Annotated in this window: 17 protein-coding genes; 1 reads left to right on the top strand and 16 read right to left on the bottom strand. The window is 35.3% G+C overall.

Going from position 1 to position 17,055, the window contains the following annotated elements; all coding sequences use genetic code 11:
• Position 1 precedes the first annotated feature (1 nt).
• The 11 genes from RGT18_RS01320 to RGT18_RS01270 form a co-directional block, all read right to left on the bottom strand.
• Positions 2–316: a PTS fructose transporter subunit IIB gene (locus RGT18_RS01320; protein WP_028077656.1), complete on the bottom strand. Its 315-nt coding sequence runs from the start codon at positions 314–316 to the stop codon at positions 2–4.
• Entirely contained in the window at positions 313–780 is a 468-nt protein-coding gene (locus RGT18_RS01315; protein WP_028077657.1) for a PTS sugar transporter subunit IIA, read from the bottom strand. Before RGT18_RS01315 ends, RGT18_RS01320 begins: the two co-directional genes overlap by 4 nt.
• The gene (locus RGT18_RS01310; protein ID WP_028077658.1) at positions 773–2,692 is read right to left on the bottom strand and encodes a BglG family transcription antiterminator; all 1,920 of its coding nucleotides are present in this window, start codon (positions 2,690–2,692) and stop codon (positions 773–775) included. Before RGT18_RS01310 ends, RGT18_RS01315 begins: the two co-directional genes overlap by 8 nt.
• Before the next feature lie 8 nt (positions 2,693–2,700).
• Complete coding sequence (locus tag RGT18_RS01305) at positions 2,701–3,312, bottom strand: bifunctional 4-hydroxy-2-oxoglutarate aldolase/2-dehydro-3-deoxy-phosphogluconate aldolase (RefSeq protein ID WP_028077659.1); 612 nt, start codon at positions 3,310–3,312, stop codon at positions 2,701–2,703.
• A 161-nt stretch (positions 3,313–3,473) separates the two neighbouring features.
• On the bottom strand, positions 3,474–4,412 hold the full coding sequence (locus RGT18_RS01300) for a nucleoside hydrolase (protein ID WP_245580903.1): 939 nt from the start codon (positions 4,410–4,412) through the stop codon (positions 3,474–3,476).
• A gap of 16 nt (positions 4,413–4,428) precedes the next feature.
• A complete protein-coding gene (locus RGT18_RS01295) occupies positions 4,429–5,178 on the bottom strand; it encodes a nucleoside phosphorylase (protein WP_037403535.1) in 750 nt (249 codons plus the stop codon).
• A complete protein-coding gene (locus RGT18_RS01290) occupies positions 5,162–6,367 on the bottom strand; it encodes an MFS transporter (protein ID WP_028077662.1) in 1,206 nt (401 codons plus the stop codon). The genes RGT18_RS01295 and RGT18_RS01290 overlap by 17 nt, the downstream gene beginning before the upstream one ends.
• Positions 6,357–7,178: an energy-coupling factor ABC transporter ATP-binding protein gene (locus tag RGT18_RS01285; RefSeq protein WP_028077663.1), complete on the bottom strand. Its 822-nt coding sequence runs from the start codon at positions 7,176–7,178 to the stop codon at positions 6,357–6,359. Before RGT18_RS01285 ends, RGT18_RS01290 begins: the two co-directional genes overlap by 11 nt.
• 3 nt (positions 7,179–7,181) lie before the next feature.
• Positions 7,182–8,039 (bottom strand): energy-coupling factor ABC transporter ATP-binding protein, encoded by an 858-nt coding sequence (locus RGT18_RS01280; protein WP_028077664.1) that lies wholly within the window; start codon positions 8,037–8,039, stop codon positions 7,182–7,184.
• Entirely contained in the window at positions 8,024–8,830 is an 807-nt protein-coding gene (locus RGT18_RS01275) for an energy-coupling factor transporter transmembrane component T (protein ID WP_028077665.1), read from the bottom strand. Before RGT18_RS01275 ends, RGT18_RS01280 begins: the two co-directional genes overlap by 16 nt.
• 41 nt (positions 8,831–8,871) lie before the next feature.
• A complete protein-coding gene (locus tag RGT18_RS01270; protein ID WP_051240910.1) occupies positions 8,872–9,477 on the bottom strand; it encodes an ECF transporter S component in 606 nt (201 codons plus the stop codon).
• 140 nt (positions 9,478–9,617) lie between these two features.
• Here RGT18_RS01270 and RGT18_RS01265 point away from each other — a divergent pair, with 140 nt between their 5' ends.
• The gene (locus RGT18_RS01265) at positions 9,618–10,325 is read left to right on the top strand and encodes a Crp/Fnr family transcriptional regulator (RefSeq protein ID WP_028077667.1); all 708 of its coding nucleotides are present in this window, start codon (positions 9,618–9,620) and stop codon (positions 10,323–10,325) included.
• 65 nt (positions 10,326–10,390) lie between these two features.
• On the opposite strand, the gene RGT18_RS01260 is transcribed toward RGT18_RS01265, so the two are convergent.
• From RGT18_RS01260 to RGT18_RS01240, 5 genes are all read right to left on the bottom strand, one after another.
• Complete coding sequence (locus RGT18_RS01260; RefSeq protein WP_081659486.1) at positions 10,391–10,942, bottom strand: hypothetical protein; 552 nt, start codon at positions 10,940–10,942, stop codon at positions 10,391–10,393.
• Positions 10,935–13,088 (bottom strand): hydantoinase/oxoprolinase family protein, encoded by a 2,154-nt coding sequence (locus tag RGT18_RS01255; protein ID WP_028077669.1) that lies wholly within the window; start codon positions 13,086–13,088, stop codon positions 10,935–10,937. The genes RGT18_RS01260 and RGT18_RS01255 overlap by 8 nt, the downstream gene beginning before the upstream one ends.
• Positions 13,089–13,188: 100 nt before the next feature.
• Positions 13,189–14,493 carry a hypothetical protein gene (locus RGT18_RS01250; protein ID WP_028077670.1) on the bottom strand — a complete coding sequence of 435 codons (1,305 nt, stop codon included), beginning with the start codon at positions 14,491–14,493 and terminating at the stop codon, positions 13,189–13,191.
• A 47-nt stretch (positions 14,494–14,540) separates the two neighbouring features.
• Positions 14,541–15,464: a winged helix-turn-helix domain-containing protein gene (locus RGT18_RS01245; protein ID WP_028077671.1), complete on the bottom strand. Its 924-nt coding sequence runs from the start codon at positions 15,462–15,464 to the stop codon at positions 14,541–14,543.
• Between the two features lie 140 nt (positions 15,465–15,604).
• Positions 15,605–16,960, bottom strand: a complete 1,356-nt coding sequence (locus RGT18_RS01240; RefSeq protein WP_028077672.1) for an FAD-dependent oxidoreductase — start codon at positions 16,958–16,960, stop codon at positions 15,605–15,607.
• Positions 16,961–17,055: the final 95 nt, after the last annotated feature.

Genomic DNA, 17,055 nt, shown 5'->3' with positions numbered 1-17,055 from the left:
ATTATTCCCCTTTCGCTAGTTCAACTGCTCGGTCTATCAATCCTGCAGTATTTGAAATTGCCTCGTTTACATCTGTGTTGATAATCTTCTTTCCTTCAAATCTTTCCTCACCTTCAATTACTACACTAACTGCAAGAATAACAACATCAGCTGAAGCCACATCATCCTCTGTTAATTCGTTTTCTATTCCAAGGCCGCCTTGGGTTTCTATTTTTACATCGATGCCTCTTTTTTTAATCTCTTTTTCCAAACATTCTTGTGCCATATATGTGTGCGCAATCCCTGTTGGACATGCTGTAATACCAATAATTTTCATTTGTTGCATCCTCCTGTTATTGTTTGATCAATTTCATTTAATAATTGATATACTTCCTTATCTGTACCATTTCTTAGAGCATCCCTAAATTCATCATGCATTAGCTTCTTACTAATGGAGGAAAGTATACGCAAGTGCATGTTACTTGCATTATCCCCCTCAGGTACACCAATCATGAAGATTAAATCAGACTTTTCAGAATCATCTCTATTCCAAAAAAATGGCTCACTAGATTTAATGAATACAATGAATGGCCGTTTAATAGCTTTACATCTACCATGAGGAATCGCTACCCCAAAACCAACTGATGTTGGCATAATCTCTTCTCTTTTTTTTATTTCATCTGCAAATTCTGAAATATCTGATAAATAATCTAATTCTTTTAATTTCTTGTAGCAGAAATTGAGTAAAGCTGTTTTTTCTGTATACTCCAATCCTGTAAAAATCAATTTTTCATCAATCATTTTTTCCTCCAAAATATATCAAATCTATCAATCTGTCCTTTGAATTTACACTTGCTAATGTATCCACGATATTTTGTTCTCTAATAAAATTAAATGCCTCAGTAAGAATTCTCCTTGAGTCAGGCATATCTGACTCTGCTAAAGCAAAGAAAATAATAACTTTTACTGAGTAATCTCCCCACTCAATAGGTTTGCTACTTACATATAATGCAAAGCATGTCTCATTTACATATTTGCAAGATGCATGTGGAATTGCACCACCTGTCGATATACTTGTTGAAGATATTTTCTCTCGATTAAGAACTGACTCGTAAAAACCTTTTTTCACTTTTCCACTGTCTAATAATTTTCTACATACCTCATGGATCACATTCTCCCTAGTCAGAGATTTATTACTCCAAAATATATCTTCTTCAGTCAAATATTTGGTTTTCAATTGACTAAAAATAGCATTATCACCGCTCTTATATTCACTAATACCCTCATACATATCCTTGATATTATTAATATCTTGAATTGTTAATAGCATTGAAACTTGTATGACAGGTATTATCTGTTTATCCAATGATGTAGTTGATACGATAAATGAGTATCCTGAAATATCATTCTTTGCAATTCTGTCTATTGATGTCACTTCGATAATATCCATAGGCGGAAGAAACTCTCTAATCTTAGACGCTATAAGGTTAGATGCTACTACTCCATTCGGACAAACAACGATTATTTTTTTACTTTTCTTGTTCTTTTCCATTTCATTCTGGAAATACAGCATCAAAAAACCTATTTCATCCTCACTAATATTTTTCGAAATATTGTGATCTATTGCATCAACTATAAGCCATACCAACTCAAACATTGCTTGATATTCCTGCTTAATAATTTGCAACATTGGGTTTTCAAGTTTAACTCTATTTTTGATTCTTTCGAACATTGCATTACAATGTGAGCAAATCATTTCAACTAATTGTGAATTACCAGTTAAATCTATTCCTAGAACTTCCGACATTTTTTTAATTAGACTAGAAGCAAATTGCTTAGAATAATCATCTATCCCATTTGTTGTTTTCAAAAAGCTAATTTTATTTGCTCGTAAAAGCATCGATAGATATAAGACATCTTCTTCGGTAGGTATTATTTTAATATCTAAATTTTCATTTATTAAATTATAGACATCACGGGCAAGGAGATAATTTGTCAGTTCCATAACTTGCATAGTATGCAGTTCATTTTTATTTTCAGCTACTAAATGATTACCTAATTGCAGCCTGTAGATTAGTGCAAGTAGAAACTTATAGACATTTTGCAAGTAATATTCTGCCTTCTGTGAAAATTGTTCATTTCTAAACATTTCGATAACATGCCAGCATGTTTCACAAATATTTTTAGGATAAATCAAAGAAAATTTCCTTATGATTTCTTCTTTTTGAAAATTTGTTTGATCTAAGTTAATCGCCAAATTACTATATGATACTAATATCTTAATTCTTTCGTTTTCAGAGCAAATAACTTTCGTACCTTTTTCAGAACTAAAAAGATTTGCATTATATGATTGCAGAAAATTGTCCCTTATCCATCTTAAATCATTCAGTATCGAACTTTGAGACACATAATATTGTTCTTTAAGTTCATTAATTGTGACTATTCGACCTTCCAATACTAATTTTTTTATAATATCTAGTCGTCTATCATCTAAAGTTGTTTCCGTATCGATTAGATTATTATTTGAAACCAGCCTAATGCCCACTCCACTCTTCTTAATAATCTCGTACTTGTCCTGTAGACAATCTAAATCATTATGTACTGTTCTTTCAGATACACCTAAAAGAGATGATATCTTCTTTACTGTTAAGTAATCTTCTGCATTAATCAGCAAGTCGATTATTAATTTTCTTCTTTTCTGTATATCTTTCATGGCTCTCCTTAATCTAGTTCAGCTTCAAACTCCTTTAGACTAATAAGCATCTTCTCTTTATCCATCTGTGCAATTTGGTCTTTAGGAAATAATCCACCTGCTGTACCAACATATTTATATCCAGAATCTAAAGCTTCTCTAACATTTTCTCTATTGATTCCACCAACTGCCATTAATTTAAGATCTCCCATTGGCTCACAAACTTTTTTCGCATACTTCAAACTTAGTTCATTAGCTGGGAAAACTTTAACAATGTCCGCCCCCATTGCAAACTGGTCACCAATTTCAGAAGGCGTAAATGACCCTGGTACACTGACTATACCTCTTTCCTTACAATATGCAAGCATGTCATATGACATTTGTCTTGGTGAAAGAACAAACTTTGCCCCTGCATCTACTGCTTTTTTAAGTTCATCATAAGTTTGAACTGTTCCAGCACCAACATTTAACTTTCCTTGAAATTCATTTGATATTATCTGGATTATTTCATATGCATTATCAGTATTTAGAGTTATTTCCATATTTCTTACATACTTTGCATGTAATAGAACTTCCGCAACTGTTCTTACTTGTTCTACGTTATATCCACGTAATATCATTGTTACTTTTGATAGTTCCATATACTTTTCTCCTTAATACTATTTAATGCTATTCTGCATGTTTATTAAATTACAAAAAGTTGCAACAATAAAATTGCAACTTTTTGTTATAAAAGTAGTTACGAATAATATTCTTCAGTAAATTTTTCTTTTTAAAGTTATAACCAACTCATATATAGTCTTTATTTACACAGTGTTTTAAATAGATAATTCTTATACTCACTTGGAATCAAATGACTAATTATATATGCGTTTGGTTCTTTTCCAGAAAATTCATTTACGTCGATTAGAACACCACCTTCACTAGGTCCTTTTGATGTATCTACTTCACAATAATATTTTTTGCATTTATCAATACACTTGGGATGTAATGCTGCTGCCATTGCAGCAGGATCCGCCATGTCCAGGAATTTTCCTGAGAAGCGTCCGTAATTAATTTCTAATAGTTTTCTGTTGATTTCAATTACAAATCTCCCTAAATCACCACTTGAATAAATTTTTTCAATATCATCTTTATCTAGCATGTTATCATCTAAACATGCATCCCATCCGATAAAATATAAATTTGGGAATCCTGCTTCTATAACCGCCTTAGCAGCTTCAGGATCTTGCCATATATTAAATTCTGCTACTGGAGAAACATTTCCAACACCTAGTCCTGATGTTCCCATAACATATATATTTCTAGCACGATTCATAGATTCTGGTTTCAATTTAAATGCAACCGCTATATTTGTTAAAGGCCCCAAAGCAATAATATCGATTGTTTTATTAGGCTCTTTTCCCAGAAATTCAAGCATCTTTATAATTCCATTTCCTTCATTGCATTCTAAATAGGTAGGTTTATATCCATAATCACCCATTCCATCATCACCATGTGTCTCATATGCATAGAATAACTGTTTATTTAGCATTGTTGCACAGCCTTTATATACTGGCGGAAAGTATGTATTTACTTTTTCTAATGTGAGCAATGTATTATCAGTTGCTTGATCCAATGTCACATTTCCTGCCACAGTAGAAAACATAAGTACTTCATATCTTGTATCATTCATTGCCATGGCTATTGCCATTGCATCATCTGACCCACAATCTGTATCAATAATAATTTTCTGTTTCATAATACTATTTCCCATTCTACAATCTATCTGACTTGATAAGTTTCTTAATTGCACCTATTGCTGTCCTGATTGTATTTTCATTCATATGCTCATAAGCCATTAGTGCTCCTGCTCTCTTGCCACGTATTGCAGCTACAATAAATACTGTTGCACTTTCCATTTCAGAAGCCATTACACCTGCTTTTTCCCATGCTTCCCAATATGATTTCAACATAAAACCACTTGGCATACTATCAGGATCATGTTGGCCATAAAATGAGTCCTTACATTGCGCTATACCTTCTGCAAAGCAAAAACCTTGTTCTTGCGCTGATTTAACTAGTGCATCTGTAACATGACGATCAGCCATTGCAGGATACTCGATTGGAATATACTGTACCGTTGTTCCTTCATGACGAATCGCACCAGTAATAACAACACCTTCATATTTTTTGTTATAACTCTCTTCACAAATCCTTCCGCATGTACCCACACGGATAAATGTTTCCGCACCTGCATGTATTAATTCTTCTAAGCATATTGCAGCCGATGGTCCACCCATTCCTGTACTTGTAACAGAAACCATTTCTCCATCTAAATATCCTGTCCATGTTTTATGCTCACGATTATATGCAACCAGCTTTGGATTATCTAAGAATTTTGCAATTAAGTCTGTTCTACCAGGATCCCCTGGGAGAAGCACATATCTCCCAATCTGTCCTTTTTCTACACAAATGTGGTATTGTTGACCTTTTTCATTTAATACTTCTTTACTTTGAATTGACATAAGAGCCTCCACTTTCATATGTATATATTCGAACCATAATAGCTAATATAGTTGTGATAATTATTGCAATAAATGCATACCTATAAATTGACGCAATACCAAATACTCCAACAATAAATCCTGTAATAATTGGTGTGAGAACATCCGAAAAACCACCTGCAACTGCCACATATGCACTTGCAACACTAATATGTTTATATCCAATTCTTGTTGTAATTTCCACAATTAAACTAAAGAGTACACCTAATAAAAAACCTGCAGCAAAAAGGCATATAAAATAAACTGTTGAATCTTTTAGGTGCTCTAAAATTGCAAATATAACAATTGATAGAATATTATTTACAATCAAAATATTGACGGCAGAAACTCTTTTTAATATCAATATAAATATTAAAGAGCCTATAACCGAACCAACGTTATATACAGTTAGCAAGAACACAGCACTAGCACTTGTAAAACCTTGATATTCTGCAAATGTAGTTGTATAAAGTCCAATTGTGTTTACAGTGGTACTATATGTTGCAGCAGCCAATAATATAGCTGTGAAAGCTATCACTTTATTCTTTGTAAATAATGGTTTGATTTGTGTCTCATCAGATACTGTCAAATTCCTTTTTTGATTGAATGTTACATTAATTGTTTTTTTCTCATATATTACAAAACCCAATGTAATTAGAGCAAAAATAAGTAATACATAATATGCAAAATAGAAAGGTAGCTTATTCATTAGCATAACACCTGTTAAAAAAGGTGTTATAAAGCCACCTAAACCAAATAATCCTTGACCGGCACTTAGTGAGCCTGCGTAATTATCTGGAAAAGCTACGCTTAAAAACAAAGGACATACTGTATCTTGAGCTCCCATTCCAACTCCGCCTATATATGCAAAGACCAGTGCATAATAAAATGAATGTGTATACGCAATACCCGTTAAATAAAGACCCATTAAACATATTCCCATAACTGTGACTTTAAGTGGTCCTATCTTCTCTACAAGTTTTCCAGTCAAATAAACAGTACTTACTCTTCCAAGTGAATATAAAGAGCCCAAAATCACAATTGTTTTAATATCAGTTCCAAACTTATCTGCAAAATGCGATAAACCACTTCCAACGACAATACATGCTGCGCCAGTCAAAAAATATAATGCAAATGCAACAAACCCAAATATAAACCTTTTATTTCGCATTTTGCTTCCATCTCTCTAAGATAACTTTCGCCGCATTATTTAAACTAATTGCATTGGACTCTATACCAAGTTTAGAAACAATTCTACATACATATGGCTGCTTAAGCATTGCTTGATCCAAAGTCTTAAAATCATAGAAAATAGTTTCCGGCCTTCCAATTTTCACGACTTTTTTATTAGCCATTACTATTATTTTTTCAAAATTATTCGCCGCAAACTCCATGTCATGAGAAATGGTAATTAGTGTCTTCCCTTCTTCATGTAAAGTATTAATTACATTAATTAGTTGTCGTGTCCCTTCTAAATCCTGTCCTGCAGTCGGCTCATCAAAAATCATAATATCTGTATCCATCGCTATAATTGCAGCGATTGTCACAAATTTGCGTATAGAGAGTGGTAAGTTATATGGATTTTCATCTCGATGTTTAGTTAAACCTGTCATCTCAAGTGCTCTTTCAACTCTCTGATCTTCGACCTCTTTTGATGACCCCGTTGTTGCCGGTCCATATCTCACTTCCAATTCAACCGTTGAGTGAAAAATTTGGTCGTCTGGATTCTGAAATACATAACCAACATGACGCGAAATCTGTGCGGTTGTATAATCTTTAGTATTTTTATCTCCAACTAGCACTTCTCCAGATGAGGGTTTTAATAATCCATTCATCATTTTTACCGTTGTGGTTTTACCGGCACCATTTTGACCAATGATTACAACATTTTCACCTTTTTCAATTTCAATATTGATATTATCAACGGCACAGAAACCATTTGGATAGCAATACCCTACATCATTAAATTTAATGGTCTGCATTTCCTATCCCCTTTCATACAATAAACTCTTAAGAATATTGAGTAAGTCTTCTTCAGTAACACTTATTGAATTGATTGGTAAACCAATTTCTTTCAATTGAATAGCTAGCTGAGTAACTTGTGGAATTGCAATTCCATGTTCTAATAGAGATATATCAGTCAACACAGATTTTGTGTCACCTTCTGTAAGTATTTCTCCATCTTTCAGAATAACTACCTGATCTGTAAATTCCGCAATCAAGTCAATTTTATGTTCAACTAAGATAATTGTTTTTCTCTGTTCCTTTAATTTTCTTATTATTTCAAAAACGCTTTCCGTACCTTGTGGATCCAATTGACTTGTGGGCTCATCTATAATTAAAACATCTGGGTTAAGTACAATTACAGATGCCAAAGCAACTCTCTGCATTTGGCCACCTGAGAGTTCATAAGGGTTCTTCATTGCAAGTTCTTCAGTATTAGTCAACTTCATTACTTCGACAACACGTTTTTCAATTTCTTCTACTGGTGTCCCAAAATTTTCGAGACCATATGCAATCTCTTCAAAAACAGTTTCTTTTATTCCACTGATTTGTGTAAATGGATTTTGAAAAACATAGCCTATCATTTTAGATATTTCATAACCATATTGACTAATATCTTTCCCGTTAAATATCACTTCACCATCTAATTTTCCTTTAAAATATGCAGGGGCAAACCCTCTTAATATTGCACATAAGGTTGATTTTCCAGAGCCATTGTTTCCAATTATTCCATAAAATTTTCCTCTTTCGATATCAAGATTTAAATTTTTAATTGCTGGTTCTTCAGAAACAGGATAGGTGTAGGTAATATTCTTACATTCGATTACATAATCTGCCATAAAACTCTCCATCCTAAAATCATTATTGTTATACAAATACTAATTAGTATTGCCTGTTTTTCCCAACCAGATTTCTTTAGATTGAATAATCTTGTTTTCCTACATTGATAGTTAAATCCTCTCGCTTCTAAAGTTAATGCTTTTTCATCTGCATTAATCACCGCCCCGAGAATCAAAGGAACCATTGAAGGGAAAAACGCCTTTGCTCTGATTAATATGTTTCCCTCAGTTTCCACACCACGTGCTTGTTGAGCATTCATGATTGTTTTACTATTCTTCCCTAATACATCAATCATTTTCAGTGATGAAGTAAACACGAAAGCTGCTTTATAATTCATTCCTGATTCTTCTAAAGCTCTGGATATTTCTTGATTAGTTGTAGTTTGAAAATACCATAAAAATATTCCTGCAATATTAGTAATCATAAATGTCAGAATGAGAGCTGATTTCAAACCGCCTTGATATATACTCAAAAAGTAAAATCTCCACAGTTCTTCTCCGCCTGATATCAAAAATAACTGTACTAGAAATACAATTAAAGAAATTGTAAATATAACCTTAAATCCATTGATAAATTTAATTAATATACCACTCATCAATGCCAAAATAGGCAATATAAAAAACCATGGAATTACTAAAAGCGGAATATCTAAGCTAGTTACATTCACTGTCATTAAGATAAACGAGCAAATTGAATAAGATATTAAAATTACTAATTTTGCTTTTGGGTGTAAACCACAGATTTTATTTGATTTGTTGATCTGAATCTGTTCTGCAAACGTCTTTTCCATACTTACCTTTCAATATGGATGCGAATAGAGGTGATTTATTTCTACTTCTTTTTGATATATAACTCCCCAAGACTAAATTTAATCAAGTTTCTAGTAGGAATCACTTTAATAACTGCCCAACAAATTAAGAAAGAGATAATTCTATCTAACACTTGGAAAACTCCTTCTGTCCCAAAGAATGCTGCCCAAATATTTGCCCCTGCTGCCAAAGCAGCTGCAGTAATTAAAGATGTTCCGCCACCTGTAACTCCACCATATACAAGAACTACAATTGGTGCAGATACAATAATAGATACCCAGGCCATGATAAACATAGATAGTAACCACTTCCATGTTTTATTAAACATGTTTTTTCTAGCTAAGAAACCAGTTACTAAACCCGCAATGATATTTACTGGAATAAATGCGAAATTAGTTGGATTTGCTATTCCAGTAACAACATTTGTTAAACCACCTGCTACGGCACCAACCCATGGACCGCATAATAATGATGCAAAAATCGTTCCAATGGTATCTAGGTACATTGGTAACTTTAATAATCCAGCAAGCTGTCCGCCAACAAAATTGACAGCAACACATACTGGAATGATGAGAATTGCCTGCATTGTAAAATCATCTTTAATAGAATACTTTTTTGTTGTTTCCATAGTCTTATATCCTCCTAATCTTTATCTATGGATGTAATCACCTCTATTAGCATTCCGTAAAATTTACTTGTACCTTCAGTGTATCGAAAGAAATTTAAAAAGAAAATGACAGTTGTCAGTTTCTTTGATAAACTTCAATTATGATAAATAAAAATTTAAAACATGCATTCAATATAATTTTTCTGAACGATTCACTAGACAACTTATCCAAACAATCAATTTACCAATTAACAGAATTACTGCATGAAACATATATCTTTCAGATAAAAAAAGGAAAAACAATAATAACACAAGGGCAGCCCGCAGACTATATTTATATATTATTGAGTGGCGAAGGTTTAGTCCTTAATGATATCGATTGGAATATCAATAATACAATTGATGAGGTAAATGCAATTGATTGTCTAGGTATTACTGAGTATTTAACTAAAAAAAGGGAATATACTGGATTTGTTATAGCAAAAACAGACTGCTATGTATTAAAAGTTCATAATAATGAGTTTTACGAAATATTAGCATCTAACTTTGATATAAGTTTTTCAATATTAAAAATTTTAGCGAGAGTAACCACTCATGCAATGGAACACGCTGAAACACAGAGTACTTTTCCTAAAAAGGATATTGTTGGATACTACCTATACTTAAAATCCTGTGAATCGATTCCATATATCTGCCCATTAAAAAGAAGTGAGTTAGCAGACGTTCTCCATATAAATCTTCGATCATTGTATAGATACTTAGATACCATGGAATTAGAAGGAATGATCAAACTACGAAAAGGTAAAATTACTATTGATATCGAATGCTTTAAAAAACTATCACATAAATATCAAAGTCTAATTCTATAATATAACTTTGATTCCACATGCATACATTCATAAATAAAAGCAGGCGTTAATCCTGCTTTTATTGTTTAATTTGTTGCTAGAAGATAATACTGATGGGCAAAGCCATGTGCTCCGATTTCGGATAATGCATGGATGCCTGTTTTACCTAGTTTAAATTTACCAATCACTAACATTGGCACTTCGTAGGATTTACTCAGTTGTCCTATCATATTCATCTCCATGAAGTGAAAATATTCATGGCTAAGGATGAGATTGATTGCATCATCCATAGATAACTGATTCTCTTCTGCCCACTTTGCAATAGACTTTAGGTAGAGGTTAATCTGATTGGTTCCGGACACATAATCACTGAAGTATCTTTGATTACCGACAACATAGTCAGTATCCTTATCATTTAACTGTAGTCCTGATTCAGCGCAAATCTTGCGGAAGTCATAACTACCATTAAACTTTGCGAATACTTCCTTTGCGGTTTCCTCACCCTTTTTCCAAGCCTCATCTACAATACGTTGCTTATCTTCTTTCTTAATCTTGTTATAACAATAATCATACGTAAGTTCTTGATATGCAAGATCTTTGGTTGGGAAAGGATATGCAAATCCTAGCATATTAGCCATCCACTCTCTTTGTCGCAATGACTATCAGTTTTGTGTCTGCTGCGATACCACTTAACTCAACACCACCAATTGACTTAATTTGTTCTGCATTCTGTAGACCAGATAGGTCGATGACACGCTTACCTAACACAATATATAGATTCGGTAGGTTTGCACCACCATCGTTATATTCTGTTAGTTCTTCAATCATCCAGTCAACATCCGCTTGCCAGCTTGCGGCTGAAGATTGACGTGACCATGCATTTTTCTTCTGTAGACGGATAACACCTTCATCATCAATGAGACGTAGTGGTTTTGTTGTCTTCTTAACAAGACCAAAAAGTTTCTTTTCTGTGATGGTTGCTTGTACTGCGTACATACTGCCGTTTTCTGCAGAAATCTCTAATGTTGATTTATCAACATTTAAGTTATGCGCAACTGTATCAAGTAACTCTTCTGTTGTTAGTTGTTTCTTTAGACGATCTTTACTACGTAGTTCTGTAGCACCTACTGCGATTGCACGAATGATGTTACGTTGTGTATCAACTTCGACAGAAACTTCGACTGTATCTGGTGATGCGCCATTTTGAATTGCCTTTAGCTCTGCTTCACGACGTACACTGATGATATCTTCTTCTGTCGGGTTGGATACGGAACGTTCCACCATATCACGAACCATCGCTAGTGCGACACCGATAGTCGAGATAACTGGAGCGTTCTTTGCAATCTTGAATTGATGATTCATTGTTTCGGCTAGATGTGGCACAACGCTAGCTGCACCTCCTCCACCTCCAACGAATAGTGTTGTGCGTGGATCCATCTGATAGTCATGCATTAAGTCTTTGACTACCTTACCATTCTTTTCAGCTGCGTATGCCATTACCGTTTTCGCTGTTTCTTCCACAGATAAGCCCATGTTATCTGCGAGTGGTTGCCATGCTTTACGTGCAGCCTCTACATTACCATATGCATAGTCTTCTGGATGCACATAACCTGCAATGTTTGCGGCACCTGCCATGGTTAGGGATACCTTTGTACCATTACTACATTCAATGTATGCATACTCAGGGTCACCATTCATTGGTTGAATTGTCTTTAAGACAGGCTCAACAATCAAACTTGGGTCTGTATATACTTCGTATTCAAGGTTTGCAATATGGGCAGATCTTGGTCCGATATTAACAGCCTTACCATCTTTAATTTCTACCATTGATCCACCACCGATACCTACGGTACGTACATCAAGAGAATTTAAATATGTCTTATGTCCACCAACTTCAGCGTACTTGATCATAACCTTACCATCTTTTACGCATGAAATATCAGTTGATGTTCCACCTACTTCAAAGAAGATACCATCTGTTAATTTCTCATACATCAAAGCACCTGCAACACCAGCTGCTGGTCCTGATAAGATTGTTAGGATTGGACGATTTCTTACTTCCTCAACCGTCATAACACCACCATCACAACGCATAACCATGAGGGGATTCTTAATGTTTGCTTTCTTGATGGATTCATCTGTCATTGTGGCAGCTTCTAACATCTTAGGCATGATACTAGCGTTTACAACTGCTGTACGTGTTCTAATCTTTAAACCATATAACTTGGAGATATCGTTTGTGGCAGTTGATGGAACATTCTGTTCTGTACAATGCTTGATAACTAAATTTTCATTTGTAGGATCATCAACAGAGAACGCCTCAGCTGCTACGATACTCTTACATCCCTTTTCTTGTAGGGATTTGATTGCTGCGATAATTGATTCATCAATCTTAGATGAATCAGATGTATCGACAAACTCATTTTCAGAGTAGAGATACTTTCCTTTTGCTAATTCAATGTTGTCAATTGCTGTATCACTCTTTGATTTTGCACCTTGTAAACCTTTACCAAGTGTTACAACACCCACCTTTACAACATCACCTTCTAGTAAGGCATTTGTTGCCTGCGTTGTTCCATGAGCAATAAATACAACATCATCAGGTTTGATGCTATATTCCTCCATGATTTTATGTAATACTTGAACGATACCTGCAGCTACACCCTCTGGTGCAAAGTGTGTTGTAGGAATCTTAACTGTTCCAATCAACTCATATGTTTCGTTGTTAATTGCAACTGCATCTGTAAATGTACCACCTACGTCAATACCAATACGAACTTTCATATATCCTCCTCATATGCCTATCTAAAATCAACACAAGTTAAACTTGTACTCATTTTAAATAACTGAGGGTACTTAAAGAATAAGCACCCTTCAGTTTTATTTAATTGAAAAATAATACAGCTGATAATACTACACCAAATACTGCGATTACCCATAGGTAAGGTAGTAATTTACGTGTAATGCTGTTGACATCTACTTCACAGAAGTTTGCTGTCCAAACATTCTGTGTATTTGTTGGGTCACCACAACCCTGGATACGTTCAGCAGATAAGAATGCACCCATAACTGCTAGTGGAGATAATGTTCCTAAACCAATAATTAACGCTGCGATACCAGAACCTAAACCGAATAAGTTCATTGGGCCACGGTAAAGTGCTAATGGCGCTAATAGTGAGAAGAATAGAATGTATGCAACCTTAGACTTAGGTGTTACAGCTAATAAGAATGGATTGAGAACTTCTTTTACCATTGGGTGTGTAACTGCTAAGTAAAGGATACCGATACCTACCATTAAGATTACTGCTGGACCAGCATCTGTGATGCCGTCGTAGCATGTCTTTGTAAGTGTGTTCATAGCTTTTGCAAAAGATGTTGATGTGAAAATCAATGCCCATGCAATACCAACCATGAATGCAGGACAAACTGGAACCTTAAGACCTGCAACAAGTGCGATTGGGATTAATGGTGTAAGCATTGCTAGTCCACCTCTAACACCAGTTAGCTGTGTTGCCTTCGCTTCTTGCTTTGCTGGAGCTGAGAATGCAAACTTGATACCGTTCTTCTTGAATTCAACGAAGATCAAGATTAATGTAGCCACTGCTGTAGCTATCATGAGGTAAATCTCAAAGTTACGAATCTTATCGATTTCAAGTGAGAAGATACCTGCAAACATCTTCCAGTTAGCGATATTGAATGTTAAACCTGTTATGAATGACATTAAGAAGATTGATGCTGCTGATAAAGCTGGAACACCGATAGAGATCAAGATTGGTAATACGATAGAACCAACCATGATGATGGAACCAAGCCCATTTAATGTTGTGAAGAGTAATGCTACCGCAACACAGAGAATCAGTGTTACTACTAATGGCTTATCGCCACCTAATTCGGCGGATTTCTTAATGATATTTTCTGTAATACCTGTTTTATTCATTAATTGACCTAACCATGAACCGAAAATAACCGCCATGATAGCCGCACCCATACGGACAGTTCCAGCTTCTAGAACTGCCTGCAACCATCCGATTGCTACACCATCAGCGTTTACACCAATTGCTGGAACACCAGCAATCAAGCAGATTACAACTGCCATTAAAGGTAACGCTAGTAATGTAGGAATCTTTTTTGTCATCATCAATGCTGCGATGATAACGAAGGCTAAAATAATTAAAATACCTTGAAGCATATTCAAATTCCCCTTTCCTATATGAACACGACGATTGTCGTTAGTTCCTAAATAAATAACAATTCATTTCTTACTTTCTCTGCCATACGTGGCGATAAAGTATCCGTTTCTTCTGTGTGAACCTGTATGAGTTCCACATCTTTATTCTGAAGTTTTAGCTTTTGATAGAACTGAAAATCTGTACCCATCATAAAGATTTTTTTGATATCAAACATCGTACATAACGTATTCAATAACTGGCTAACTTCCTTTGTGCCTGTGTTTTCTGAGAGCAGCTCTTTACAGAATTCTGAGCGTAGTGGAACTTTCTGTCCATCAATCGTAACCGTTGTAAATACTTTCTCACCAACCATCACATGTGCACAGTTTACTTTCTCATGCAGTGTTTCTTCATTGAATGCATTTGTGATTGTAAAACTACTGCATGTTTCTTCACTAACAGGAATGTGTAGTTGGCTGTTGAGTGCTCCTTGTAAACTGATTGTTGCTGATGCATATCCTGTATCGTAAATCGTATTTAAGTCACTCGGCTGTACATCATCATGTAGTAACAAACCAATTCCACGTATATTCTGTTCTGCGTGTGTATTTACAGTTTCTACTAAGAGTTCAAACAAGTCATTACCCGTTATTCTCTGTTTTGTAATGCATGTTGAGACAAGAGTTTCCAAACACATATCGAATAAGCAGAAGAATACTGAACGTCGACTGATTTCAAATACCGCAACACTTCCAAATTCTGCAGCGATAGATAAATCTTTACGACTTCTACCCTTTTCAACTGTCTGTGTGCCTGTTTCCACAATGACACCTTTGCCTAGCAAATCTCCAACAATTGAACTGATTGTACTTGGTGATAAGCCCGTTTCTTGTGCAAGCTCAATACGTGAAATACTCCTTGCTTGCATGATCTGTTGCATGACTAAATTGGTATTCTGATTTTTAATGTCTTTTAAACCCTTCTTACCCATGCAAACTCCTTTAATTCGGACTCCGAAATAAATCGTACTTCTAAAATACACCCAACTTTCGATATTTGCAATATAAATTTGTAAACGCTTTCTAATTTTGTATTTAAAAAGTACTCCTGTGATAGAGTACTTGATTTGAATTAGCGATATTCACCTAACTTTTCCGCGATATCTTTGCCATCTAATGCATTGAGTGCCGTATTCGTTTGGTTTGCCAGTACTGTAGCCATACCTGCTGCATCACCCATGTCAATGCAGGTTGGAATAATTCTAACACTTGCCTGCATCAAGAATGTTGTAGAGATACATCTACCTGCCACAACGAGGTTTTCCACTTCATTGGTGACCATCGCACGATATGGAATTTCATAGTAATCACCTGGTTGATAGGAAATCTGGTGTACCAAACTCTTATTTGCGGAATGGACATCGATATACCAGTCACCACGGGCTACCGCATCTTCGTATCTAGCCTTTCTTGGATAGTCTTCCTCATGCATCAAAAGTTTGCCTACGATCTGCCATGATTCACGTACACCTAGCATATTCGCTACCTGCACCAAATAACAATTTTCAAATCCAGGCATCATTTCCTTCAAGAAACGAACCAGACGGCGAATACACTGGTGACCATATACGATAGCAGCAGAACGTTCTAACGCATGCGTATTGTTCTTTAAATTCACCAAGTGTGGACAGTTAAATGACATGACACCTGTCTTATCAGGAATTGTAAAGTTTTGGAAATAGTGTAAATCCTGTGGAATGAGAATACCCGCTTCTACACCCTTACGGAATAGCGGTTCCATCGCAAAGTTCTTGCCAGCAACCATCGCCGATTCAAACTGGTCACCCTTGATACGATGAATACTGTAAGTATCATCCAGCGAGAATACATATTCACGATATTTCTCAATATCAATACCACCAACCTCAAAACGTAGTGAAGTAATCTGATTATTTCCCTCTTCATCACCACACAATACTTCTACACCAGATAAGCGTGATAACACCGCATCACCACTGGCATCCACAAACTGTCTTCCGCCAATCGCTACTAAGCCTTCTATCGTATTGGCGATAACATATTTAATCTTTTGATCTTCTAAAATCACATCACAGACAGACGCATCATAAAGTAACTCACCACCACAGCTTGTATAAAGATTTTCCCACGCATCTGCCATCGCTTCAGCCGAAAACCATCTTTGTGCAGTTCCGTGTTGGTCACGTGTTTCACCATACTTCTTCATCTCATTTTCAAGATCGTAGAAATTCTGGTGATGATTTGTAAAAGAACGCATCATCGGTGTCACAAGTGCGTTTGTGGCACTACCACCAAGGCGAATCGCCTTATCAATGATTAAAGTTGAAAAGCCATTCTTAGCTGAAGTATAGCCTGCAGAACTACCCGCACTACCTCCACCGACAATGACAGTATCATAGGTCTTTAAAACCTTTATCTCTCTTGAGCCATATTGAATTTTTGTTTCCATAATTTCCCATCCTTGTATTTGTTTTTAGTTATGCCCCAAAAAGAACAGATTGTCAAATACTCTTTGAAGTGTATACAATAAAACCAACAGGAGTA

The organism is Solobacterium moorei (assembly GCF_036323475.1).
In the GTDB taxonomy this organism is placed as follows: Bacteria; Bacillota_I; Bacilli_A; order Erysipelotrichales; family Erysipelotrichaceae; genus Bulleidia; species Bulleidia moorei.
Note: the sequence above shows the minus strand (reverse complement) of the source record. Positions and strands in the feature narration are given on the sequence as shown.